At 54.6% G+C, this 22,360-nt stretch carries 19 protein-coding genes; 10 read left to right on the top strand and 9 right to left on the bottom strand.

Features of this window, described 5'->3' with window-relative positions:
• Nucleotides 1-71 precede the first annotated feature (71 nt).
• On the bottom strand, nt 72-332 hold the full coding sequence (locus tag OGX97_RS23045; protein ID WP_003037590.1) for a YfhL family 4Fe-4S dicluster ferredoxin: 261 nt from the start codon (nt 330-332) through the stop codon (nt 72-74).
• Nucleotides 333-387: 55 nt separating this feature from the next.
• Nucleotides 388-1,236, bottom strand: coding sequence for a MurR/RpiR family transcriptional regulator (locus tag OGX97_RS23040; RefSeq protein ID WP_032944256.1), 849 nt, complete (start codon nt 1,234-1,236; stop codon nt 388-390).
• Between the two features lie 117 nt (nt 1,237-1,353).
• Here OGX97_RS23040 and murQ point away from each other — a divergent pair, with 117 nt between their 5' ends.
• Genes murQ through tadA form a run of 4 tightly spaced genes read left to right on the top strand, consistent with a single transcriptional unit; the run spans nt 1,354 to nt 4,825 of the window.
• Nucleotides 1,354-2,247 (top strand): N-acetylmuramic acid 6-phosphate etherase, encoded by an 894-nt coding sequence (murQ, locus tag OGX97_RS23035; RefSeq protein WP_032944255.1) that lies wholly within the window; start codon nt 1,354-1,356, stop codon nt 2,245-2,247.
• Nucleotides 2,248-2,256: 9 nt separating this feature from the next.
• Complete coding sequence (locus OGX97_RS23030; RefSeq protein WP_279850708.1) at nt 2,257-3,621, top strand: PTS transporter subunit EIIC; 1,365 nt, start codon at nt 2,257-2,259, stop codon at nt 3,619-3,621.
• 3 nt (nt 3,622-3,624) lie between these two features.
• A complete protein-coding gene (gene yfhb / locus OGX97_RS23025; RefSeq protein ID WP_008785491.1) occupies nt 3,625-4,260 on the top strand; it encodes a phosphatidylglycerophosphatase C in 636 nt (211 codons plus the stop codon).
• A 28-nt stretch (nt 4,261-4,288) separates the two neighbouring features.
• Nucleotides 4,289-4,825, top strand: coding sequence for a tRNA adenosine(34) deaminase TadA (tadA, locus tag OGX97_RS23020; RefSeq protein WP_071845284.1), 537 nt, complete (start codon nt 4,289-4,291; stop codon nt 4,823-4,825).
• A 40-nt stretch (nt 4,826-4,865) separates the two neighbouring features.
• Here the strand turns inward: tadA and mltF are convergent, their stop codons facing one another.
• Entirely contained in the window at nt 4,866-6,416 is a 1,551-nt protein-coding gene (gene mltF, locus OGX97_RS23015) for a membrane-bound lytic murein transglycosylase MltF (RefSeq protein WP_008785489.1), read from the bottom strand.
• A 257-nt stretch (nt 6,417-6,673) separates the two neighbouring features.
• On the opposite strand from mltF, the gene purL reads away from it, so the two are divergent.
• From purL to glnB, 5 genes are all read left to right on the top strand, one after another.
• Nucleotides 6,674-10,561 carry a phosphoribosylformylglycinamidine synthase gene (gene purL / locus OGX97_RS23010; RefSeq protein WP_279850709.1) on the top strand — a complete coding sequence of 1,296 codons (3,888 nt, stop codon included), beginning with the start codon at nt 6,674-6,676 and terminating at the stop codon, nt 10,559-10,561.
• A gap of 649 nt (nt 10,562-11,210) precedes the next feature.
• Complete coding sequence (gene qseE / locus OGX97_RS23005; protein WP_103286014.1) at nt 11,211-12,641, top strand: two component system sensor histidine kinase QseE/GlrK; 1,431 nt, start codon at nt 11,211-11,213, stop codon at nt 12,639-12,641.
• A gap of 22 nt (nt 12,642-12,663) precedes the next feature.
• The gene (qseG, locus tag OGX97_RS23000) at nt 12,664-13,407 is read left to right on the top strand and encodes a two-component system QseEF-associated lipoprotein QseG (RefSeq protein ID WP_174771209.1); all 744 of its coding nucleotides are present in this window, start codon (nt 12,664-12,666) and stop codon (nt 13,405-13,407) included.
• On the top strand, nt 13,407-14,741 hold the full coding sequence (glrR, locus tag OGX97_RS22995; protein ID WP_304502732.1) for a two-component system response regulator GlrR: 1,335 nt from the start codon (nt 13,407-13,409) through the stop codon (nt 14,739-14,741). Before qseG ends, glrR begins: the two co-directional genes overlap by 1 nt.
• A gap of 60 nt (nt 14,742-14,801) precedes the next feature.
• A complete protein-coding gene (gene glnB, locus OGX97_RS22990; RefSeq protein ID WP_002914032.1) occupies nt 14,802-15,140 on the top strand; it encodes a nitrogen regulatory protein P-II in 339 nt (112 codons plus the stop codon).
• Between the two features lie 101 nt (nt 15,141-15,241).
• Here glnB and hmpA read toward each other — a convergent pair whose 3' ends face one another.
• Nucleotides 15,242-16,432, bottom strand: coding sequence for an NO-inducible flavohemoprotein (gene hmpA, locus OGX97_RS22985; RefSeq protein ID WP_125363473.1), 1,191 nt, complete (start codon nt 16,430-16,432; stop codon nt 15,242-15,244).
• A 326-nt stretch (nt 16,433-16,758) separates the two neighbouring features.
• Between hmpA and glyA the strand changes: the two genes are divergently transcribed.
• Complete coding sequence (glyA, locus tag OGX97_RS22980) at nt 16,759-18,012, top strand: serine hydroxymethyltransferase (RefSeq protein ID WP_079935298.1); 1,254 nt, start codon at nt 16,759-16,761, stop codon at nt 18,010-18,012.
• A 92-nt stretch (nt 18,013-18,104) separates the two neighbouring features.
• Here the strand turns inward: glyA and hcaD are convergent, their stop codons facing one another.
• Genes hcaD through hcaE form a run of 5 tightly spaced genes read right to left on the bottom strand, consistent with a single transcriptional unit; the run spans nt 18,105 to nt 22,322 of the window.
• The gene (hcaD, locus tag OGX97_RS22975) at nt 18,105-19,307 is read right to left on the bottom strand and encodes a phenylpropionate dioxygenase ferredoxin reductase subunit (RefSeq protein WP_125363474.1); all 1,203 of its coding nucleotides are present in this window, start codon (nt 19,305-19,307) and stop codon (nt 18,105-18,107) included.
• 9 nt (nt 19,308-19,316) lie between these two features.
• Nucleotides 19,317-20,129, bottom strand: coding sequence for a 3-phenylpropionate-dihydrodiol/cinnamic acid-dihydrodiol dehydrogenase (hcaB, locus tag OGX97_RS22970; RefSeq protein ID WP_048215769.1), 813 nt, complete (start codon nt 20,127-20,129; stop codon nt 19,317-19,319).
• The gene (gene hcaC / locus OGX97_RS22965; RefSeq protein ID WP_032944244.1) at nt 20,126-20,446 is read right to left on the bottom strand and encodes a 3-phenylpropionate/cinnamic acid dioxygenase ferredoxin subunit; all 321 of its coding nucleotides are present in this window, start codon (nt 20,444-20,446) and stop codon (nt 20,126-20,128) included. The genes hcaB and hcaC overlap by 4 nt, the downstream gene beginning before the upstream one ends.
• Nucleotides 20,446-20,964 carry a 3-phenylpropionate/cinnamic acid dioxygenase subunit beta gene (gene hcaF, locus OGX97_RS22960; protein WP_118262737.1) on the bottom strand — a complete coding sequence of 173 codons (519 nt, stop codon included), beginning with the start codon at nt 20,962-20,964 and terminating at the stop codon, nt 20,446-20,448. Before hcaF ends, hcaC begins: the two co-directional genes overlap by 1 nt.
• Nucleotides 20,961-22,322 carry a 3-phenylpropionate/cinnamic acid dioxygenase subunit alpha gene (hcaE, locus tag OGX97_RS22955; protein ID WP_125363475.1) on the bottom strand — a complete coding sequence of 454 codons (1,362 nt, stop codon included), beginning with the start codon at nt 22,320-22,322 and terminating at the stop codon, nt 20,961-20,963. The genes hcaF and hcaE overlap by 4 nt, the downstream gene beginning before the upstream one ends.
• Between the last annotated feature and the right edge of the window lie 38 nt (nt 22,323-22,360).

Below are 22,360 nucleotides of genomic sequence, written 5' to 3'. Positions count from 1 at the left end.
TTATCCGGCCTACGGGTTATGCGTTTGTTGCAGGGGCAGGGTAGGGGCTTCTTCGCCAGATGGCGACGCGGCTAAAGTTTATCGGCGTGGTGCATCAGCACAAACTTATCCCACAGCTGCTCTTCTGTTTCGACATGCGCCGGATCTTTCAAAATAGTATTGGGGATCGGGCACACCTTCTGGCAGGTTGGCGTGTCGTAATGGCCTACGCATTCCGTACACTTGTCACTGTTAATCTCGTAAATGCTATCACCCATCGAAATCGCCTCATTCGGGCATTCGGGCTCGCACATATCGCAATTGATACACTTTTTAGTGATTAACAGGGCCATCAGGAAACTCTCAAAACATCACAAATCGGGCGGGCATTATACGCGCATTCTTTGCTCAGACCAGTTTTTTTACCAGTGCTTCGCTGTGGCGAATACGTTCCGGGGCATGCTCCAGATCCTGCTGCACCAGCGCCATAAACAGTAAATCAGTGAGCATCATTTGCGCATGGGTGGAGGAAATCGCTGCGCTGCGCGTGGCCTGCTCCTCGGCAATGGTGTACAGACAATGACTTGCCCGTTGCTGCAGTGCGTTCGGTGTAAATCCGGTGATGGCGAGGATTTTCGCGCCGGTGCGCAACGTTTCATCCGCAGCCAGGTTGAGCTCGCGACGCTCTCCGGTATACGAAATGGCCAGCAGTAGATCGTTGGGCGAAAGCGCCTGCACCGTCGCCAGTAGGGCGTGCATATCGCGTTCCACCACCGCGTTAAAACCAATCTTCAGCAGCTTCCAGGCAAAATTCTGCGCTACCAGACCCGATGCGCCAATCCCGGTCACGATAATGCGGCGGGCTGAACGCAGCATCGTGACGCTCTCCATCAGTTTCTCTTCGCTGTTGACGTCCAGCGTTGCATGCATCGCCGCCACGTTCTCCTTAATCAGTTTCTCGCCTACCATTCGCATCGGGTCGTCACCGCGAATCTGATTATGTACCGGAATGGAATGGGGGTTGGGATTGCTGGCCAATGCTTCGCTAATCGCCAGTTTGAGTGCCGGGAATCCTTTAAAGCCCATCTTTTGCGCGAATTTCACCACGCTGGACTGGCTGACGCCCGCTTCAAAGGCCAGCTGTTGTGAACTGAGATGACGCGCAGTATCCGGTTGAGCAAGAAGATAATCCGCAAGTTTTTTATCGCTTTGCGCGAGATCCGGATAACGCTGACGAATGCGAATTAAACAGTTCATGCTTTCTCCTGGCGAAAATGCGATGGCGATTACAAAACAAAATATCACTCGCCTTAGTGAATATAATATTCCATTATGACAGATTATTATGAATTAAAAATTCCTAAGGAACAAAAAATGAATCTCGGTGCGTTAGTTTCAGAAACCCGCAATCCTCAGACCATGGATCTGGATGCGCTCTCCACTCTGGAGTTGGTTCATCGTTTTAATCAACAGGATACGCTGGTAGCTGAAGCAGTAAAAGCAACTCTTCCCGAAGTTGCGCGTGCGGTCGATGCGGCAGCTGACGCGCTAAAAGCCGGTGGACGCATTATTTACATGGGAGCGGGTACCAGCGGGCGTCTTGGGGTGCTGGACGCGTCTGAATGCCCGCCGACCTTCGGCGTCCCGCACGGTCTGGTGGTTGGGCTGATTGCCGGGGGACCGGGCGCTTTGCTGAAGGCAGTAGAAGGCGCAGAAGATAACCCGCAGCTAGGCGAAGACGATCTGCGCGGGCTCAATCTTACCGCACAGGATCTGGTGGTGGGGCTGGCAGCTTCTGGTCGCACGCCGTATGTAATTGGCGGGTTGAAATATGCGCGTTCGGTGGGCTGTACAACGGCGGCTATTTCTTGCAATCCGGATTCCCCTATCGCGCATGAAGCGGATATTGCCATTTCTCCGGTAGTGGGGCCTGAGGCGCTGACCGGGTCAACACGACTGAAATCCGGCACCGCGCAAAAGCTGGTGCTCAATATGATCTCCACCGGCGCGATGGTGAAATTTGGCAAGGTGTACCAGAACCTGATGGTGGATATGCAGGCAACTAACGTCAAACTGGTCGATCGGGCGTGCCGTATGGTGGTTGAAGCCACCGGTATTGCGCGGGCTCAAGCTGAAACGCTGCTGAAACAGACGGATTATGATGTTAAGCCAGCTATTTTAATGGCGCTCACCGGCCTGGATGCCGCTGCCGCCCGCGAAAAGCTTGCCGCTCACCAGGGTTTTTTACGCGCGGCGTTAGAACACTAAGAGGTGTATATGGATAAGACGGCGTTGCTGGCCAGCGACATCTTGCTGGGCGTTGGCGGAGAGAACAATATTCTGCGTCTGGAAAACTGTATGACCCGTGTCAGGGTGGAAGTTCAGGATGATGGGCAGATCGATATTCCCCGCCTCAGGCAACTGCCCGGCGTTAGCGGCTACGTGAAGCAGGGCGCACAGCACCAGATTATTGTCGGCCCCGGTAAAGCTGCCAAAGTGGTGGATGCCATGCGTTCCCTGATTGCCGATGGCGGCGAGCGAGCAGGTGCCAATGATATTGAGCGCACCAAGTCAGAGGCCAAAGCGAAGTACAAAGCGCCGATGAGCGATGCGCTGCGCAAGCTGGCGAACGTCTTTATCCCTCTTATTCCGGCGTTTATCGCCTCCGGTTTGATTACCGGCATTATTAACATCCTTAAGCGCCCGGATATCGTGGGGGATTTTGCGACCCACTATCCAAATATGCTGGGGTTGATGGGCATATTTGGCAGCGCCGTGTTTGCCATTATGAATATTCTGGTCGGGGTGAATACCGCCAAAGTTTTCGGTGGCTCCCTAGCAATGGGCGGGGTGATGGCGGGGATCCTTTCCAGCCCTCAGCTGGCGCAAATTACCCTGTTTGGCGAAGCGTTGCAGCCGGGGCGTGGCGGGGTGATCGCGGTATTGTTGGTGGTTGCGCTGATGTGCTGGATCGAACGCAAATTCCGCACGCTGTTGCCGGAATCACTGGAGCTTATCCTTAACCCGCTGCTGACCACCATTATTACCGGCGTAATCGCTATTGTCGCGCTGCAACCGCTTGGCGGATGGATTTCTGAATCTATCGCTCACGGCGCATCCTGGGCTATCGATCGCGGCGGTTTTCTGGTCGGTGCCGTGCTGGCAGGAACCTTTCTGCCGTTGGTGCTCACCGGACTTCATCAGGGATTGGTGCCCATCCACGTTGAGCTGGTTCAGGCACACGGTTATAACGCGCTTTTTCCGATCCTGGCGATGGCGGGCGTTGGGCAAATAGGTGCTGCGATCGCGGTTCTGATGAAAACTCGTAATGCGCGGCTAAAGAAAGTGATCAAAGGGGCGCTACCGGTCGGACTGCTGGGGATTGGCGAGCCGCTGATTTTTGGCGTAACGCTGCCGTTGGGTAAGCCGTTTATCGGTGCCTGTCTTGGCGGCGCGGTAGGTGGGGCGCTGATTAGCTACTGGAAGGTGGCGACGGTCATCACCTTTGGCATCTCCGGGTTACCGCTGGCGCTGACGATTGTTGCCGGAAAAGTGATGTTCTATCTGGTAGGCTATCTGGTAGCAGTTATCGCCGGGTTCCTGTTTACCTGGCTATTGGGATTCACTGATCCAGAGGAATAAGGTTTGACCAATCACCAGCGCCGCGTTGTCTTTTTTGATTTGGATGGCACGTTACACCAGCAGGATATGTTCGGTAGTTTTATTCGCTATCTGCTGCGTCGCCAGCCGCTGAATGCGTTGCTTGTGCTGCCTCTATTACCGGTGATTGCGCTGGCGTTGCTGATAAAAGGACGTGCCGCCCGCTGGCCAATGAGCCTGCTGTTATGGGGATGCACTTTTGGCCGCAGTGAGGCGCGTCTGAAAGCGCATCAGGCCGACTTTGTGCGCTGGTTTCGCCGTAACGTGACGGCGTTTCCGCTCGTGCAGCAGCGGCTGACAACCTACCTGTTAAGCTCTGACGCTGATATCTGGCTTATTACCGGCTCTCCGCAGTCACTGGTCGAGCAGGTTTACTTTGATACTCCATGGCTACCGCGAGTCAATCTGATTGCCAGCAAAATGGCGCGGGGATACGGCGGTTGGGTACTGACTTTGCGCTGTCTGGGCCATGAGAAAGTGACACAACTGGAACGCCACATTGGCGCGCCGCTACAGCTTTATAGTGGCTATAGTGACAGTAATCAGGACAATCCGCTGCTCTCTTTTTGCCAGCATCGCTGGCGCGTCACGCCGCGCGGAGAGCTTCAGCAACTCGAATAGCTAACGCACATGCAATTTGAAGTATGACGTGTATAATGCGCCCGCTTTGATTACTGGAGTTACCCCTTTGTCAGATGTTGAATTTAGCCACGAATACTGGATGCGTCATGCTTTAACGCTGGCTAAGCGCGCCTGGGATGAGCGTGAAGTCCCGGTGGGTGCGGTATTGGTACATAACAACCGAGTGATTGGCGAAGGCTGGAACCGCCCGATTGGACATCATGATCCGACTGCCCACGCTGAGATTATGGCGCTGCGTCAGGGCGGCCTGGTGCTGCAGAACTACCGTCTGTTAGATGCCACGCTGTATGTCACTCTGGAGCCGTGCGTGATGTGCGCTGGCGCGATGGTGCACAGCCGTATCGGTCGGGTCGTTTTTGGCGCGCGCGATGCGAAAACGGGCGCTGCCGGGTCATTAATGGATGTACTGCATCACCCTGGAATGAATCATCGGGTTGAAGTGACAGAGGGGGTACTGCGGGATGAATGTGCCACGTTGCTCAGTGATTTCTTCCGCATGCGCCGGCAGGAAATCAAAGCCCTGAAAAAATCCGCTAATCAGTAACTCTCAGCCTGACGGCAGTGCGCTTATCAGGCGTACAAGACTACTTCTCCTCTTTTTTATGCGGTGAAAACAGCAAGGAAGGGGAGTGCGTCAGGTAGTTTGACGACGTTTGAGACAGAAACGCCGAAAGCGGGAATTTCTCTTTACCTAATAGTTCTGCGGGCGTCACCGTCGGGTAATCCTGCGCCAGTTGCTGCGTTTCTAGCGCCTGTTTTTCTTTCTCTTGCAGATATCCCACCAGGCTAATTTGGTACTTACGGATATTTTCCACATAGGCGTAAGCTTCGTGGCCGCGCGCATAGCCATAGGTCAACTTGTTATAATACGGTTTTTGGCTGAGAAGCGGTAATCGCTGTTTTACGTCGGACCAACTGTTCGGATTGCCTTTGGTTTTCACCGTCAGCGCCCGCGCATCCAGCATGTGCGCATAACCCATGTTATAGGCTGCAAGGGCAAACCAGATGCGTTCTCCTTCGGGGACGGTATCCGGTACTTTACTCATCATATCCTGCAAGTATCGCGCCCCGCCGCTGATACTCTGTTCGGCATCGGTACGGTCGGTCAGCCCGAGACTCTGAGCGGTATTTTTAGTCAACATCATCAGCCCGCGTACGCCGGTTGGAGAGGTGGCCTGCGCGTCCCAGTGTGATTCCTGATATGAGATAGCGGCCAGCAGTCGCCAGTCTATCTCTTGCGCATATTTCTCAAACAGCGGCTTGAGGTCCGGCAACACGCTGTCTACGGCGCGTAAAAAGGAGCGGGTATCGACATAGTCAAAATCATCGCCATGCCCGAGATATTTCTCTTCCAGCCGTGCCAGAGAACCGTCTTCATTCATGGTGTTGAAGAAATCCAGTAGGGCGGCAGACAGCGTGTTGTCATCGTCCAGCCGACTAAACCATGTCACCGGTTGTTCGTCAGAGACGTCGAGTGCTACGGCCAGCTCAGGATGCACGCGTTGATATAAGCTGATGGCAACAGAATCGGCAATGGTGTAATCCAGCTTTCCGGCGATTACATCATCAAGCAGTTCGGTGGTGCCCTTTTTGTCATCGACTTTCCAGCTCAGATCGGGAAATTTTTTCTCTTTTAGCTGCTGGAGGTCATTAACCACCACGTGCCCCGGGGCGATAGTCAGTTGGTTTTCGTTCACGGTGGCAAGCGTGCGCGGGCGGTATTGCCCAACCCGGTACACCAGTTGTTGTGAAACCGAATAATAGGTCGGGCCGGGCTGGTAATTTTTCACCCGCTCGCTGTTATAGACCAGACCTGCGGCTAACAGGTCGGCATTGCCGTTATCCAGGTCGTCAAAAAGCTGGCTGATGTTCTGGCGTACGGTAACTTTTAACTTCACGCCTAAGTAGTCGGCAAATTCCTGGGCCAGTTCATAATCCAGACCGAATTTTTTGCCATTGAGGGTCGCGTAAGTTAATGGCGAATCAATGGTACTGACGCGTAGCTCTCCCCGCGACTGAATGGCGGCGATACGATTTTCGGCTTTACCGAACCAGGGGATAGATGGCCAAAGGGCCGCTGCCAACAACAGCGTCAATATGCCGATGAACAGATAATTAATCTTTAATTTTTTCAATTAGTTAATTCTCTGAACCGTACGTTGTCTCTGTCTGCTGTGGTGTTGATTAAGAAGTGAAGTCGTCATTAATGAACGGCATTTTGCTTAAACTTGCGTCAGTTGGCAACTTATTCAGAAATCTGACCGCATTTGATGATAAGTGACGGTCGTGATTTTATTTCGACGCAAACGGTTTCGTCGGCGCGGTAGATTCTTTATAATGACGCCCGTTTCCCCCACTTGGGCACACCGAAAGCTTAGAAGACGAGAGACTTATGATGGAAATTCTGCGTGGTTCACCTGCACTGTCTGCATTCCGTATTAACAAACTGCTGGCACGTTTTCAGGCTGCCAACCTCCAGGTCCACAACATTTACGCCGAGTACGTCCATTTTGCCGATCTGAATGCACCGTTAAATGAAGATGAGCACGCGCAGCTTGCACGCCTGCTGAAATATGGTCCTGCTCTGCAAAGCCACGCCCCGGAAGGCAAACTGCTGCTGGTTACGCCTCGCCCAGGCACCATCTCCCCGTGGTCTTCTAAAGCGACTGATATTGCCCACAACTGCGGTCTGCACCAGATTAGCCGCCTGGAACGTGGCATTGCCTGGTATGTAGAAGCCTCCACGCTGACCGCTGAGCAATGGCAGATGGTGGCCGACGAACTGCACGATCGCATGATGGAAACGGTTTTCTCTTCGCTGAACGATGCCGAAAAACTGTTTGCCCATCACCAACCGGCGCCGGTCTCCAGCGTTGATCTACTGGGTGAGGGGCGTCAGGCGCTGATCGACGCTAACCTGCGTCTGGGTCTGGCGCTGGCGGAAGACGAAATTGACTATCTGCAGGATGCGTTCACCAAACTGGGACGTAACCCGAACGATATTGAACTATACATGTTTGCGCAGGCCAACTCTGAGCACTGCCGCCACAAGATTTTTAACGCCGACTGGATTATCGATGGTAAACAGCAGCCGAAGTCGCTGTTCAAGATGATCAAGAATACCTTCGAAACCACGCCGGACCACGTGCTGTCTGCCTATAAAGACAACGCTGCGGTAATGGAAGGCTCTGAAGTGGGCCGCTATTTTGCCGATCACAAAACCGGCCGCTACGATTTCCATCAGGAACCAGCCCACATCCTGATGAAGGTTGAAACTCACAACCACCCGACGGCTATCTCTCCGTGGCCAGGTGCTGCAACCGGCTCCGGTGGCGAAATCCGCGACGAGGGCGCAACAGGTCGCGGTGCAAAACCGAAAGCCGGGCTGGTGGGTTTCTCCGTTTCCAACCTGCGTATTCCTGGCTTTGAACAGCCGTGGGAAGAAGACTTCGGTAAGCCGGACCGTATTGTTACCGCGCTTGATATCATGACCGAAGGCCCGCTGGGCGGCGCGGCGTTTAACAACGAATTTGGTCGTCCGGCGCTGACCGGCTACTTCCGTACCTATGAAGAAAAGGTCAACAGCCACAACGGCGAAGAGCTGCGCGGTTACCATAAACCGATCATGCTGGCAGGCGGGATCGGTAACATCCGTGCCGATCACGTGCAGAAGGGCGAGATCGTCGTTGGCGCTAAGCTTATCGTCCTTGGCGGTCCGGCGATGAACATCGGTCTTGGCGGCGGGGCTGCTTCCTCTATGGCTTCCGGCCAGTCTGATGCCGATCTTGATTTCGCTTCCGTACAGCGTGACAACCCGGAAATGGAACGTCGTTGCCAGGAAGTTATCGACCGTTGCTGGCAGATGGGTGATGCGAACCCGATTCTGTTTATCCATGACGTTGGCGCGGGTGGACTGTCTAACGCTATGCCGGAGCTGGTAAGCGATGGTGGGCGCGGCGGTAAGTTCCAACTGCGCGATATTCTTAGCGACGAGCCGGGCATGAGCCCGCTGGAAATCTGGTGTAACGAATCCCAGGAACGCTACGTGCTGGCGGTTGCTGCCGATCAATTGCCGCTGTTTGATGAACTGTGTAAGCGTGAGCGCGCGCCGTATGCGGTGATTGGTGAAGCTACCGAAGAACAGCATCTGACCTTGAGCGACAGCCACTTCGACAACCAGCCGATCGACATGCCTCTTGATGTGCTGCTGGGTAAAACACCGAAAATGACCCGCGATGTGCAGACGCTGAAAGCCAAAGGCGATGTCCTGAATCGTGGTGAAATCTCGATTGCAGATGCGGTTAACCGCGTGCTGCATCTGCCGACTGTCGCGGAGAAAACGTTCCTCGTGACCATCGGTGACCGTACCGTTACCGGCATGGTGGCGCGTGACCAGATGGTTGGTCCATGGCAGATCCCGGTCGCCAACTGCGCGGTCACTACCGCAAGCCTCGATAGCTACTACGGCGAAGCGATGTCTATCGGCGAGCGCGCGCCGGTTGCGCTATTGGACTTCTCTGCCTCTGCGCGTCTGGCGGTCGGTGAAGCGCTGACCAACATTGCGGCAACGCAGATTGGCGACATCAAACGTATTAAGCTGTCGGCAAACTGGATGGCGGCTGCGGGTCACCCTGGTGAAGATGCTGGCCTGTACGAAGCAGTAAAAGCCGTTGGGGAAGAGCTATGCCCGGCGCTCGGCCTGACCATTCCAGTGGGCAAAGACTCTATGTCGATGAAAACCCGCTGGCAGGAAGGTAACGAGCAGCGTGAAATGACCTCGCCGCTGTCGCTGGTGATCACCGCCTTTGCCCGCGTAGAAGATGTGCGCCACACCATTACCCCACAGCTGTCTACTGAAGACAACGCCCTGCTGCTGATTGACCTCGGTCTTGGTCACAATGCGCTGGGCGCTACGTCGCTGGCGCAGGTTTACCGTCAACTGGGCGATAAGCCTGCCGACGTGCGTAACGTTGAGCAACTGAAAGGCTTCTACGATGCGATTCAGGCGCTGGTCGCTGCGCGTAAGCTGCTGGCCTACCATGACCGCTCTGACGGCGGTCTGCTGGTTACGCTGGCGGAAATGGCCTTCGCCGGTCACTGCGGTATTGACGCTGATATCCACTCTCTGGGTGAAGATCGTCTGGCGGCGCTGTTTAACGAAGAACTGGGTGCGGTGATTCAGGTTCGTGCTGCTGAGCGTGAGGCGGTGGAAGCGATTCTGGCTACTCACGGCCTGGCAGACTGCGTACACTTCCTCGGTAAAGCCGTTGAAGGTGACCGCTTCACCCTGACCGCTAACGGCCAGCCGGTGTTTAGCGAAAGCCGTACTACCCTGCGTATGTGGTGGGCGGAAACCACCTGGCAGATGCAGCGCCTGCGTGACAACCCGGAATGCGCCGATCAGGAACACGATGCTAAAACCAACGATGCGGACCCTGGTCTCAACGTTAAACTGTCGTTTGATATCAACGAAGATGTTGCCGCTCCGTACATCGCCACCGGTGCGCGTCCCAAAGTGGCCGTACTGCGCGAGCAGGGTGTGAACTCCCACGTTGAAATGGCAGCTGCCTTCCACCGTGCGGGTTTTGACGCCATCGATGTGCACATGAGCGACCTGCTGGGCGGACGTATCGGCCTGGGTAACTTCCAGGCACTGGTGGCCTGCGGCGGCTTCTCTTACGGCGATGTGCTTGGCGCTGGTGAAGGTTGGGCGAAGTCGATTCTGTTCAACAACCGCGTCCGTGATGAGTTCGAAACCTTCTTCCATCGCCCGCAAACGCTGGCGCTCGGCGTGTGTAACGGTTGTCAGATGATGTCTAACCTGCGTGAGCTGATCCCAGGAAGCGACCTGTGGCCGCGCTTTGTACGTAACCACTCCGATCGTTTTGAAGCCCGCTTCAGTCTGGTCGAAGTGACGCAAAGCCCATCCTTACTGCTTGCTGATATGGTGGGTTCGATGATGCCGATAGCCGTTTCTCACGGTGAAGGTCGTGTCGAAGTGCGTGACGGTGCGCATCTGGCTCAGCTTGAGAGTAAAGGTCTGGTGGCGCTGCGCTACGTTGATAACTTCGGTAAGGTGACCGAGACCTATCCGGCTAACCCGAACGGTTCGCCGAACGGCATTACTGCAGTGACCACTGAAAATGGTCGCGTCACCATTATGATGCCGCACCCGGAACGTGTGTTCCGTACCGTGAGCAACTCCTGGCACCCGGAAAACTGGGGCGAGGATAGCCCGTGGATGCGTATTTTCCGCAACGCGCGTAAACAGCTCGGTTAATTCGCTCAATAGTCATCAAGCCCCTCTTCGCGAGGGGCTTTTTTTTGTCTGCCGGATGAAACCCGCCTGATGACGCTACGCTTATCAGGCCTACAGGGAAAATGCGGTTGTAGGCCGGATAAGGCGTTCACGCCGCCATCCGGCAATAAACTCAGCGCTTGCACCTAAAAGTAAAGTGTCGGGAAATGCCGACATGGACAGGGTTGTGGTGTCGTCAAAAAGAGACGTTTAATTATTTGATTTAATAGTGATTTGTTTTTAAGTGCTGCAAGTGTTGCTGATTGGCGACAGAGAGAACAAAAAACAGCCAGAACTGTTATTTGTGAAAATAATAATATTTTTCATACTTATCATTGTGTTAATAAAGTGTTTTGAATATTGGCACAGATGCTGCATAATATTAACCAGTGGCTCATTCACCTTCTTATGTCAGCCCCTTCGGGACGTGCTACATAAACTTCGAATGACGCACAACAAGGTGCCTGCCGTCCAACATCTGATATTAGCATTGCTCATATCAACCTCCGGGCGAAACGTCGAGTTAGGCACCGCCTTATTCCACAACAAAGCCGGGTTAATCCCGGCTTTGTTGTATCTGGCGTTCCCCTCAGTTAGCATCAATCTATTCCTGTCCATTGAGAGTAACGCCTTGAAGCGCTGGTCAGTTTTTCCCCGATCTTTACGTCAATTGGTGACGTTGGCCTTCTTGCTTATCCTGCTGCCGTTGTTAGTTCTGGCCTGGCAGGCATGGCAAAGTCTGAATGCCCTGAGCGCGCAGGCTGCGCTGACAAACCGCACCACGCTGATTGATGCCAGACGCAGCGAGGCGATGACCAACGTCGCGCTGGAGATGGAGCGCAGCTATCGGCAATACTGCGTGCTTGATGACCCAACATTGGCCAGGGTCTACCAAAGCCAGCGTAAACGCTACAGCGACATGCTGGATGCGCATGCGGGGGTGTTGCCGGATACCAAGCTCTACCAGGCGTTGCGTCAGGATCTTAACGATCTCGCGCAGTTGCAGTGTAAAAACAGTGGTCCTGACAGTGTGTCGGCTGCACGGCTGGAAGCGTTCGCCAATGCCAATACCGAGATGGTGCAAGCGACGCGTACCGTGGTCTTTTCTCGTGGGCAGCAGTTACAGCAGGAAATAGCCGAACGCGGGCAGTTTTTTGGCTGGCAGGCACTGGTGCTGTTTCTCGTCAGCCTGGCGATGGTCTTGCTGTTTACCCGCATGATTATCGGCCCGGTGAAGGGCATTGAACGGATGATCAACTGTCTGGGAGAAGGGCGCTCGCTGGGGGATAGCGTATTATTTACCGGGCCACGGGAGCTGAGATCTGTGGGGCAGCGTATCATCTGGTTAAGCGAACGCCTCTCCTGGCTTGAGTCGCAACGGCATCAGTTTTTACGCCATCTTTCCCATGAGCTGAAAACACCGCTGGCGAGCATGCGCGAAGGTACCGAATTGTTGGCCGATCAGGTGGTTGGCCCGTTAACACCGGAGCAAAAAGAGGTGGTCGGTATTCTGGATGACAGCAGCCGTAACCTGCAAAAGCTGATTGAACAACTCCTCGATTACAACCGCAAGCTGGCTGATGACGAGGTAGAACTTGAAAGTGTGGAAATCGCGCCGTTGGTGGAAAGCGTTGTTTCTGCGCATAGCCTGCCCGCTCGCGCCAAAATGATACATACTGATGTTGCGCTTGCGGTGAACACCTGCCTGGCAGAACCGATGCTGTTGATGAGCGTGCTGGACAATCTTTATTCCAATGCTGTGCACTATGGTGCTGAATCCGGTAACATTTGGATCCGCAGCAGTTTGCATGGCTCAACGGTATACATCGATGTAATGAATACCGGCACACCGATTCCAGAAGCAGAACAGACCATGATCTTCGAGCCTTTTTTCCAGGGGAGTCATCAGCGAAAAGGGGCGGTAAAAGGAAGCGGGTTGGGGCTAAGCATTGCCAGAGATTGCATCCGCCGTATGCGGGGCAAGCTGTATCTGGTTGATGACCATGCGCAAAACGTTTGTTTTCGCATAGAACTGCCGCTAGCTGCTGCGAAAAATCACTAAAATAAACTTAAGTCTGGTGAGTATGCCATACGTTGTTGTCCGAATGCTTAAACGACATTTTCTTCGTCGCGTCATCCTCGCAAGCCTGCCGTGCCTGGCGCTGGTTGGTTGTGTCCCGAACGCGGTGAATCATATTATCGGCGATCCCTCGCAGGAGAAAATTCCGCCTAATCAACTGGCGGACTACCTTGCAACCGACTGTACGGATATCTGGTCGCTGTCTGGCCAGTCTACAGAAACCAATCCGTTGTACTGGCTGCGGGCGATGGATTGTGCCAATCGCCTGATGCCGGTGCAGGCGCGTAGTGAAGCCAGCACCCTGATGACAGATACCTGGCAGGGCGCTTTCAGGCGTGGGATCCTGCTCGATAATGCCAACATTACGCCGCCTGAAAGGCGGGAGGTTGTTACGCGCCTCGATGCGTTAAGCCCGCAAATTCCGCCGCAGGTACGCCCGCTGTATCAGGTCTGGCGCAGCAGCCAAACGTTGCAGTTGCAGCTTGCCGAAGAGCGTATGCGCTACAGTAAGCTCCAGCAGGCGTCCGACAGCGATCTCGATACGCTGCGCCAACAGCAACAGCATTTGCAGTCCCAGCTCGATCTCACGACCCGCAAGCTGGAGAATCTGACCGATATTGAGCGTCAGCTTTCCACGCGCAAACCTGGCGGTAACTACAATCCTGATGCGCCGCACGGGAACGATAAACTCACTACGCCTGATAACGAAGAAGGCGCAGCGCCGTCTGCCGATGAGGTTACACCATGATAAGCCGTAAGCCCGCGCATCTGCTGCTGGTGGATGACGATCCGGGACTGTTGAAATTACTTGGAATGCGACTGACCAGCGAAGGCTACAGTGTCGTGACCGCGGAAAGTGGGCAGGAAGGGTTACGGGTGCTGAACCGTGAAAAAGTGGATCTGGTTATTAGCGATCTGCGTATGGATGAAATGGACGGCATGCAGCTGTTTACTGAAATCCAGAAAGTACAGCCTGGAATGCCGGTAATTATCCTGACCGCTCACGGCTCCATCCCGGACGCCGTTGCGGCGACCCAGCAAGGGGTGTTCAGTTTCCTCACTAAACCAGTCGACAAGGACGCGTTATATCACGCGATTGACGGGGCGCTGGAACAGTCTGCGCCCGCCACCGATGACAGCTGGCGCGAATCTATCGTTACCCGCAGCCCGCTGATGCTACGCCTGCTGGAACAGGCGCGGATGGTGGCGCAATCGGACGTTAGCGTCTTGATCAACGGTCAAAGCGGAACCGGGAAAGAAGTTTTCGCTCAGGCTATTCACAACGCCAGCCCACGCAGCCAAAAACCTTTCATTGCCATTAACTGCGGCGCGTTGCCGGAACAACTGCTGGAATCAGAACTGTTTGGTCATGCGCGCGGTGCTTTTACCGGTGCGGTGAGCAATCGTGAAGGGCTGTTTCAGGCCGCAGAAGGCGGTACGCTGTTTCTCGATGAGATTGGCGATATGCCTGCGCCGTTACAGGTGAAACTGCTGCGCGTATTGCAGGAACGAAAAGTCAGACCGTTGGGCAGTAACCGCGATATCGACATTGATGTGCGGATCGTTTCTGCGACCCACCGCGATTTACCCAAAGCGATGGCACGGGGCGAATTTCGCGAGGATTTGTACTATCGCCTCAATGTGGTGAGCCTGAAGATCCCTGCGCTGGCCGAGCGTACGGAAGATATTCCGCTGCTGGCGAACCATCTGCTGCGCCAGTCTGCTGAACGGCACAAACCGTTCGTACGCGCCTTTTCAACCGATGCCATGAAGCGGTTAATGACCGCCAGTTGGCCGGGCAACGTGCGTCAACTGGTCAACGTAATTGAGCAGTGCGTGGCGTTGACCTCTTCGCCGGTGATCAGCGACGCGCTGGTGGAGCAGGCGCTGGAAGGGGAAAACACCGCGCTGCCGACCTTTGTTGAGGCGCGTAACCAGTTTGAGCTCAACTACCTGCGTAAGCTGCTGCAAATCACCAAGGGCAATGTGACCCACGCAGCAAGAATGGCGGGGCGCAACCGCACCGAATTCTATAAATTACTTTCTCGGCACGAGCTGGATGCAAACGATTTCAAAGAATAAATCTGCGGATTATGTTAGCTTTATTCGATCAAAAGACAGGCGACCTTTTCAAGGAATAGCATGAAAAAGATTGATGCGATTATTAAACCCTTCAAGCTGGACGACGTCCGCGAAGCGCTGGCAGAAGTCGGCATTACCGGTATGACTGTGACAGAAGTGAAAGGTTTTGGCCGTCAGAAAGGCCATACCGAGCTGTACCGTGGTGCGGAATATATGGTGGATTTTCTGCCGAAGGTAAAAATTGAAATTGTGGTTACCGACGACATCGTCGATACCTGCGTCGACACCATTATCCGTACTGCCCAGACCGGCAAGATCGGTGACGGTAAGATTTTTGTCTTCGACGTGGCACGCGTTATTCGTATTCGTACCGGTGAAGAAGACGACGCGGCAATCTAAGCCGCGCCGTTAATTTGTAGGCCTGATAAGCGTAGCGCATCAGGCAGAGTGATTGCCGGATGGCGGCGTAAACGCCTTATCCGGCCTACTTGCGTAACACATTACAAGACTTTGTGCGGGCCAAAGCACTCGTAATGAATGTTCTCGTTTTTCACGCCCAGACCGACCAGCTGCTTCGCGGCGAACTGCATGAAACCAACCGGACCGCACAGATAAAACTGCATCGCCGGATCGCTGATTGCGCTTTCCAGTTTGTTCAAATCTATCAGACCTACGCTATCAAAGGCACCTTTCGCACGATCGGCTTCGGTTGGCTCACGATACCAGGTGTGTGCGCTAAAGCGTGGCAGCGTTTTGCCGAGTTCGTTGACTTCATCAGCGAAGGCATGCACGTCACCATTTTCTGCCGCATGGAACCAGTTAACCTGCGCCGTATGCTGCGCTTTTGCCAGCGTATCCAGCATCGCCAGCATTGGGGTTTGTCCCACGCCCGCGGAGATCAGAGATACCGGGGTGTCGGTCGCAACGTCCATAAAGAAATCGCCCGCAGGTGCGGCCAGGTGAACAACGTCGCCAACATTCGCATGGTTGTGCAGCCAGGTTGAAACCTGACCACCGTCCTCACGCTTAACCGCAATACGGTAGCCTTTGCCATCGGGTTTACGGGTCAGTGAGTACTGACGAATTTCCTGATGCGGGAAACCTTCCGGCTTTAACCAGACGCCCAGATATTGCCCCGGATGATATTCAGCTACTGCGCCACCGTCGACAGGTTCAAATTCAAAGCTGGTGATAAGTGCACTGCGTGGGGTTTTTGCCACGATACGGAAAGGACGGGTACCTTCCCAGCCGCCATTTTTATTGGCATTTTCGCTGTAGATTTGCGCTTCACGGTTGATGAAAACGTTCGCCAGCACGCCGTATGCTTTGCCCCACGCATCCAGAACTTCCTGGCCTGGGCTGAACATTTCGTCCAGCGTTGCCAGTAAATGGCCACCCACGATGTTGTACTGCTCGGGTTTAATCTGGAAGCTGGTATGCTTCTGTGCGATTTTCTCAACAGCCGGCAACAGTGCCGCCAGATTTTCGATATTGCTGGCATACGCGGCAATAGCATTAAACAGCGCTTCACGCTGATCGCCATTACGCTGATTACTCATGTTGAAGATTTCTTTCAGCTCTGGGTTATGCGTAAACATGCGGTCGTAGAAATGGGCGGTCAGCTTCGGGCCTGTTTCAACCAGCAGGGGAATGGTGGCTTTCACTGTAGCGATGGTTTGTGCGTCAAGCATACGGTCTTCCTTTATCTGAGACTTTAATGATGTATGTCAAATGCATCTTATAAAAAATACCCCTGCATTGTAAATGGTTCTTTGTAACTTTGCGTTGTAAAGGTTACATCGTGAAAAATCTGCATCACAAACCTGAAAAGAAATCCGTTGAAATTCAGCAGACCTTTGTTCTCCAAAGCCTTGCGTATCTTGAAGGTAATCGTTTGCGTAAAATCCTTTGTCAAGACCTGTTATCGAAGAATGATTCGGTTATACTGTTCGCCGTTGTCCTACGGACCGCCTTTTAAGGCCGAAAATTTTATTGTTAGCTGAGTCAGGAGATGCGGATGTTAAAGCGTGAAATGAACATTGCCGATTATGATGCCGAACTGTGGCAGGCTATGGAGCAGGAAAAAGTACGTCAGGAAGAGCACATCGAACTGATCGCCTCCGAAAACTACACCAGCCCGCGTGTTATGCAGGCGCAGGGTTCTCAGCTGACCAACAAATATGCTGAAGGTTATCCGGGCAAGCGCTACTACGGCGGTTGCGAGTACGTTGATATCGTTGAGCAACTGGCTATCGATCGCGCAAAAGAGCTGTTTGGCGCTGACTACGCTAACGTACAACCGCACTCCGGCTCTCAGGCTAACTTTGCTGTTTACACCGCTCTGCTGCAACCGGGCGATACCGTTCTGGGTATGAACCTGGCACAAGGCGGCCACCTGACTCACGGCTCCCCGGTTAACTTCTCCGGCAAACTGTACAACATCATCCCTTACGGTATTGATGAGTCCGGCAAAATTGACTACGAAGACATGGCGAAGCAGGCCAAAGAGCACAAACCGAAGATGATCATCGGTGGCTTCTCTGCTTACTCCGGCGTTGTTGACTGGGCAAAAATGCGTGAAATCGCCGACAGCATCGGTGCATACCTGTTCGTCGATATGGCGCACGTTGCGGGTCTGATTGCCGCAGGCGTTTATCCGAACCCGGTTCCACACGCACACGTTGTGACCACCACCACCCACAAAACCCTGGCGGGTCCACGCGGTGGCCTGATCCTGGCGAAAGGCGGTGACGAAGAGCTGTACAAAAAACTGAACTCTGCTGTGTTCCCAAGCGCGCAGGGCGGCCCGCTGATGCACGTGATCGCGGCGAAAGCTGTGGCGCTGAAAGAAGCGATGGAGCCTGAGTTCAAGGTTTACCAACAGCAGGTTGCCAAAAACGCCAAAGCGATGGTGGAAGTGTTCCTGAACCGTGGCTACAAAGTGGTTTCTGGCGGTACTGAAAACCACCTGTTCCTGCTGGATCTGGTTGATAAAAACCTGACCGGTAAAGAAGCTGACGCCGCGCTGGGCCGTGCTAACATCACCGTTAACAAAAACAGCGTACCGAACGATCCGAAGAGCCCGTTTGTGACTTCCGGTATCCGTATCGGTTCTCCGGCTGTGACTCGCCGTGGCTTTAAAGAATCGGAAGTGAAAGAGCTGGCTGGCTGGATGTGTGACGTTCTGGACAACATCAATGACGAAGCTGTTATCGAGCGCGTCAAAGGTAAAGTGCTGGATATCTGTGCACGTTTCCCGGTTTACGCGTAAGTAATACGGATTGCCAGATGGTGGTGTAAACACCTTTTCCGGCCTACAGGTAACTCACATGTAGGCCGGATAAACGAAGTGCCATCCGGCAGTTATATTGACTTAAGCAAGATTGTTTCATCGATTAAAGTCGCCACTGGCGGCTTTTTCTTTGCCTGAATCCATTTTCTCAATAAACGTATTTCTCGACCCTGATTCAACGTTACTGCGCCGACAATCACGCCATCCTGTAGGTTAAACCATATTGCTTTCTGCGCATCAGGATCGCCGCGTAGGAGCCAGTTCTCACCCTGCATTTCGCCGACAAACTGTAGATTATCACGGTACTGATCGGTCCAGAACCAGCCCGGCGTTGCTGCTGGCTGCGGTTGATTGAGCATCGCGGCGGCGGCAACCTGTGCCTGAAAATTGGCGTTTTCCCAGCTTTCCACGCGTACTAACGAACCGTCAGCCTGGCGCGTTATCGCTACGTCACCGGCGGCGAAAATCGCGGGATCGGAGGTGGTGCAGGCGGCATCAACGATAATGCCGTTCGCCGTCTCCAGCCCCGCTTCGCGGGCCAGCATATCGTTAGCCACAATACCAATGCCATAGATCACCGCATCAGCGGTGAGAGTTTCGCCGTTTTGCAGCATGAGCGAGAGACACTCTCCCGCTTCGGCATGCTCAATAGCGCTGTTAAGCAGTACCCGCACGCCCGCAAGTTGGTGGCGGGCTAGCAGGTAGTCGCGCACCGGAGCAGGCGCGTTGCGGCCCATAACCGTTGGCGCCAGCTCCACCACCGTCACCTGACAGCCGCGTTGAGTCGCGCTGGCCGCCAGTTCCAGACCAATGGTGCCCGCACCGACAATGACAATCGACTTGCCCGGCAATAAATTGTCGCGCAGGCGCTCGGCATCGCCCGCGTGGCGCAGGGTGAAGCAACGATCGCCCAGCTTATCCAGTTGCGGAAGGGGGCGTGCCGCAGCGCCCGTCGCAATCAGTAGCCGATCCCATGGATAACTCTGCCCATTAGCCAGCACCAGCTGATGCGTTTGGCGGCCGAGCGTCTGCACAGTAACCCCCAGATGCAGCTGTACGTTGTGTTCCCGCCACCAGTCAGCGGGGAGTATCGGCTGAAGTTGCGGATTGTCGTCCAGTAGCATCGCTTTGGAGAGCGGTGGGCGTTCATAGGGCAGATGCTGCTCATCGGAAAACAGGTGTAATTCGCCGTCAAAACCTTGTTGGCGCAGTGCAGCGGTAGCCATAGCCGCCGCCTGACCGCCGCCGACGATAGCAATAGTTTTTGGGTTCATAACGCCTCCTCAGAGATCCAGTCCGGCGGCGACGTGACGAATACCGCGAATCCCCAGACCGGCGTCGGCATTGATCATCACGCCGCTCAATGTGCGGTTGTTGCGCTTTGACGCCAGCATCACATACGGGCCGGTAAAATCCGCCGGCTCCGGGAAAAATTGTAGTGGCAAAATAGCGGCGATTTTTTCCGGCGTCAGCGACTGCATAATCGATGTATCGTTTTGTCCCAGCGCCTGCGGGCCGCGTAGATCTGTCGCCATACCGCATGGACCGACACCGTTAACACGAACCTTTGGTGCCAGCTCGTATGCCAGCTGGCGAATCAGCCCGGTAGCCGCATGTTTGCTGGCGGTATACAGCGGGCCGCCGCCGCCGGGATACCACGACGCATTGGATAGGGTAAAGATGATGCTGCCTTCGCTGGCGATAAGTGCAGGGGCACAGGCTTTCGCGCCCAGCAGATAGCCCAGCACGTTGACGTTAAACAGCTCATGAAAGCCGCTCTCCAGCGCATCCGCAGGCGTATTGACCAACGAGGCGTTGTGATCCCATATCCCCGCATTTCCGATAAAACAGTCCAGCGTACCGTAATGCGTCAGGATTTGATCTACCGCGCGCTGATAGTCGGCGTAGCAGGTGACGTTGCCTTCGATTGCCAGCACATGTTCGCCAAAGCGCTGACGCAGGCTGGCAACTTTAGCTGGCGACAGCTCCAGCGTGGCGACCCGCGCACCTTCTTCGATGAAACGCTCGACCAGTGCCAGACCAAGACCGGAGCCGCCGCCGGTGATAAAGACCACGTTATCGCGTAAATCGCTCATCTTGCGTCCTCTGGAATATCAACAAACACATCGCTACCGTCTACATATACCGCGTAGGTGGTGAGCGCGTCGGTGGCGGGTAAGCACAACGCCTTGCCGGTTTTCAGGCAAAAACTGGCGGCATGCAGCGGGCATTCCACCGTAGCGTCGTCTTCCAGATAGCCTTCCGACATCGAGGCGTTACCGTGGCTACAGCGATCGTTAATGGCATAGAACTCGCCGCCAACGTTGAACAGCGCGATGACGGGCGAGGTATCAAGCCGGAGCGCTTCACCCTCCGGCAAATCCCCTACGGGGCAGGCATAAACACGACTCATCAGAACAGTACACTCAGGTTATGGGAGGTGATCACCGCTTGATCCAGCACGATCTCACGCTCCAGTAAGCGCCACTCATCGCCCGGCAAACGGCGCACTTTGTCTATGCGCATGCCGACGTAAAAGGTTTCATCGCGCTCTTTTTGCGCGCGATACAGCAGATAATTAAGGCGCACGGCAAAGACGTCGGGAACCCCAGTTTCACTGACCTGGCAGTTGCTGATCAGGTGCCGGGTACGCGACGGTGGCTCTTCCGCCCAGGCCATGCCGGTTTCCAGCCGCGCGATACGACGTTCGAGCTGGTCTTTGTTGTCGTTGAAAATCCAGGTGGTCGGCGGCTGCACGCCTTTGCGACGATCGCGCGTCTGGGCATTGACCGTCGTACGCATGGTGTAGCGAATGTCTTCATCCAGTTGTGCCAGCCAGTCACGAAACTTCCAGTCATCCAGCAGGCTGGCTTCATGGTAGAGAAACTGTGTAATGCGGTGGTGTAGTTCCTGAGAAACGAAGGTGCTCATTTCATCACCTCCTGCTGGTAAGCGGCGGTTTTTTCCTGCACTTCCTGCCAGCTTTCGCTGCTGAGTAAATCGGCCCAGCGCTGATACATGCCGCGCGCGGCGGTTTCCGAAAAGATGTAGTTGGTGATCCCCGGAATGCCGTCTTCACGACGTTTCTCCTGGCCCAGCCCCATTTCCAGACACAACTTGGTGTTGCGTGCGCGGTGACCCTTCAGCAGTTTTTGAATTTCACACCAGTTTTCCGAGTCGTCCTGCTCCAGGAATCCGGCGGGGCCAAAGGCGCGCGTGGCGCTGTTTTCAAACGCAGCTTTCACTTCATCAGAGGCGGCTTTATCGGTAATACAGAATGCCCATACTTCAACTTGATCCGGCCCGCGCGGATGCCAGACCCTTAAGGTGGCAGTACCGTTGAGCCAGGAAAGCGTTGGGAAAATGTTGTTGTGACCGGCCAGACGCAGGGCGCGAACTTTACCCAGACGCTGCTCGGCTTCCGCGTAGGTGTCGCGGTAATAGCTGGAGACTTCGCCGTCGACCCAGACGTTGGCATCAGGATTTTCGGTAAAGAAAAATCCGCTACCGTGCCCATCCTGACCGAACTGTAGTGCGTCTTTGGCGGTTTCCCACACCGGGCGGGCGGTTTGTCCGTCGCCCAGGCGTTTACCGCTGCCGTCGTCTTTTGCCCCCAGCACCTGCACGGCCGAGGCATGGCTGAACAGCGCGTGATACTGGTCGCTGGCAAACTGTTCGGCGGGGAATTTCCAGTTACAATCAATGGTCCACTTTTGTACGCCACCGACGATTTCGGTGCCGCCTTCACGACGATCCAGCACACCGTCGAGATACCAGGCGATGTCGCCGAGATAATCGCGCAGCGCAGGCGCGGAGGTATCCCAGTTGCCGAAAATCAGTCCCTTGTAGCTCTCTACGCCAGGAACTTCGTTCAGCCCCCAGTGCGATTTGCACAGCCCTTGCGGGTAGGCGCGCGGTTCCAGCGGAACGTCGATCAGCTCGCCGTTTATGCCGTACGACCAGCCGTGATACGGGCAGGTGAAAGCGCGGGTATTGCCGCAGTCGGCGTAGCTGACGCGCATTGCGCGGTGGCGACACTGGTTGAGAAACGCTTTGATGCTGCCGTCTTTCTGGCGAACCACCACAACTGCATCCTCGCCCATGTAGGTGTTAAAAAAATCACCGGGTTTGGGGATTTGGCTTTCGTGGGCGAGAAATAACCAGCAGCGTCCGAAGATGCGTTCCAGCTCCAGTTGGTAAATTTCAGGGTCGGTATAAATTCGTGGGGTTACGCGACCGTTTTGCGTGTCGATCAGTTGGTAGATGTCTAAATTTGAGGGTGTGGTCATATTTTTTAATCCTGAAAGCTAAGATGTATTGACCTTCT

Source organism: Citrobacter sp. Cpo061 (genome assembly GCF_030332845.1).
Lineage (GTDB): Bacteria > Pseudomonadota > Gammaproteobacteria > Enterobacterales > Enterobacteriaceae > Citrobacter > Citrobacter portucalensis.
This window is presented reverse-complemented; position numbering and strand designations above follow the sequence as displayed.

Coding starts and splice junctions, on each gene's coding strand:
- OGX97_RS23045 (WP_003037590.1), bottom strand. CDS start 332: ATGGCCCTGTTAATCACTAAAAAGTGTATCAATTGCGATATGTGCGAG.
- OGX97_RS23040 (WP_032944256.1), bottom strand. CDS start 1,236: ATGAACTGTTTAATTCGCATTCGTCAGCGTTATCCGGATCTCGCGCAA.
- murQ (WP_032944255.1), top strand. CDS start 1,354: ATGAATCTCGGTGCGTTAGTTTCAGAAACCCGCAATCCTCAGACCATG.
- OGX97_RS23030 (WP_279850708.1), top strand. CDS start 2,257: ATGGATAAGACGGCGTTGCTGGCCAGCGACATCTTGCTGGGCGTTGGC.
- purL (WP_279850709.1), top strand. CDS start 6,674: ATGATGGAAATTCTGCGTGGTTCACCTGCACTGTCTGCATTCCGTATT.
- qseG (WP_174771209.1), top strand. CDS start 12,664: ATGCCATACGTTGTTGTCCGAATGCTTAAACGACATTTTCTTCGTCGC.
- glnB (WP_002914032.1), top strand. CDS start 14,802: ATGAAAAAGATTGATGCGATTATTAAACCCTTCAAGCTGGACGACGTC.
- hmpA (WP_125363473.1), bottom strand. CDS start 16,432: ATGCTTGACGCACAAACCATCGCTACAGTGAAAGCCACCATTCCCCTG.
- glyA (WP_079935298.1), top strand. CDS start 16,759: ATGTTAAAGCGTGAAATGAACATTGCCGATTATGATGCCGAACTGTGG.
- hcaD (WP_125363474.1), bottom strand. CDS start 19,307: ATGAACCCAAAAACTATTGCTATCGTCGGCGGCGGTCAGGCGGCGGCT.
- hcaB (WP_048215769.1), bottom strand. CDS start 20,129: ATGAGCGATTTACGCGATAACGTGGTCTTTATCACCGGCGGCGGCTCC.
- hcaC (WP_032944244.1), bottom strand. CDS start 20,446: ATGAGTCGTGTTTATGCCTGCCCCGTAGGGGATTTGCCGGAGGGTGAA.
- hcaF (WP_118262737.1), bottom strand. CDS start 20,964: ATGAGCACCTTCGTTTCTCAGGAACTACACCACCGCATTACACAGTTT.
- hcaE (WP_125363475.1), bottom strand. CDS start 22,322: ATGACCACACCCTCAAATTTAGACATCTACCAACTGATCGACACGCAA.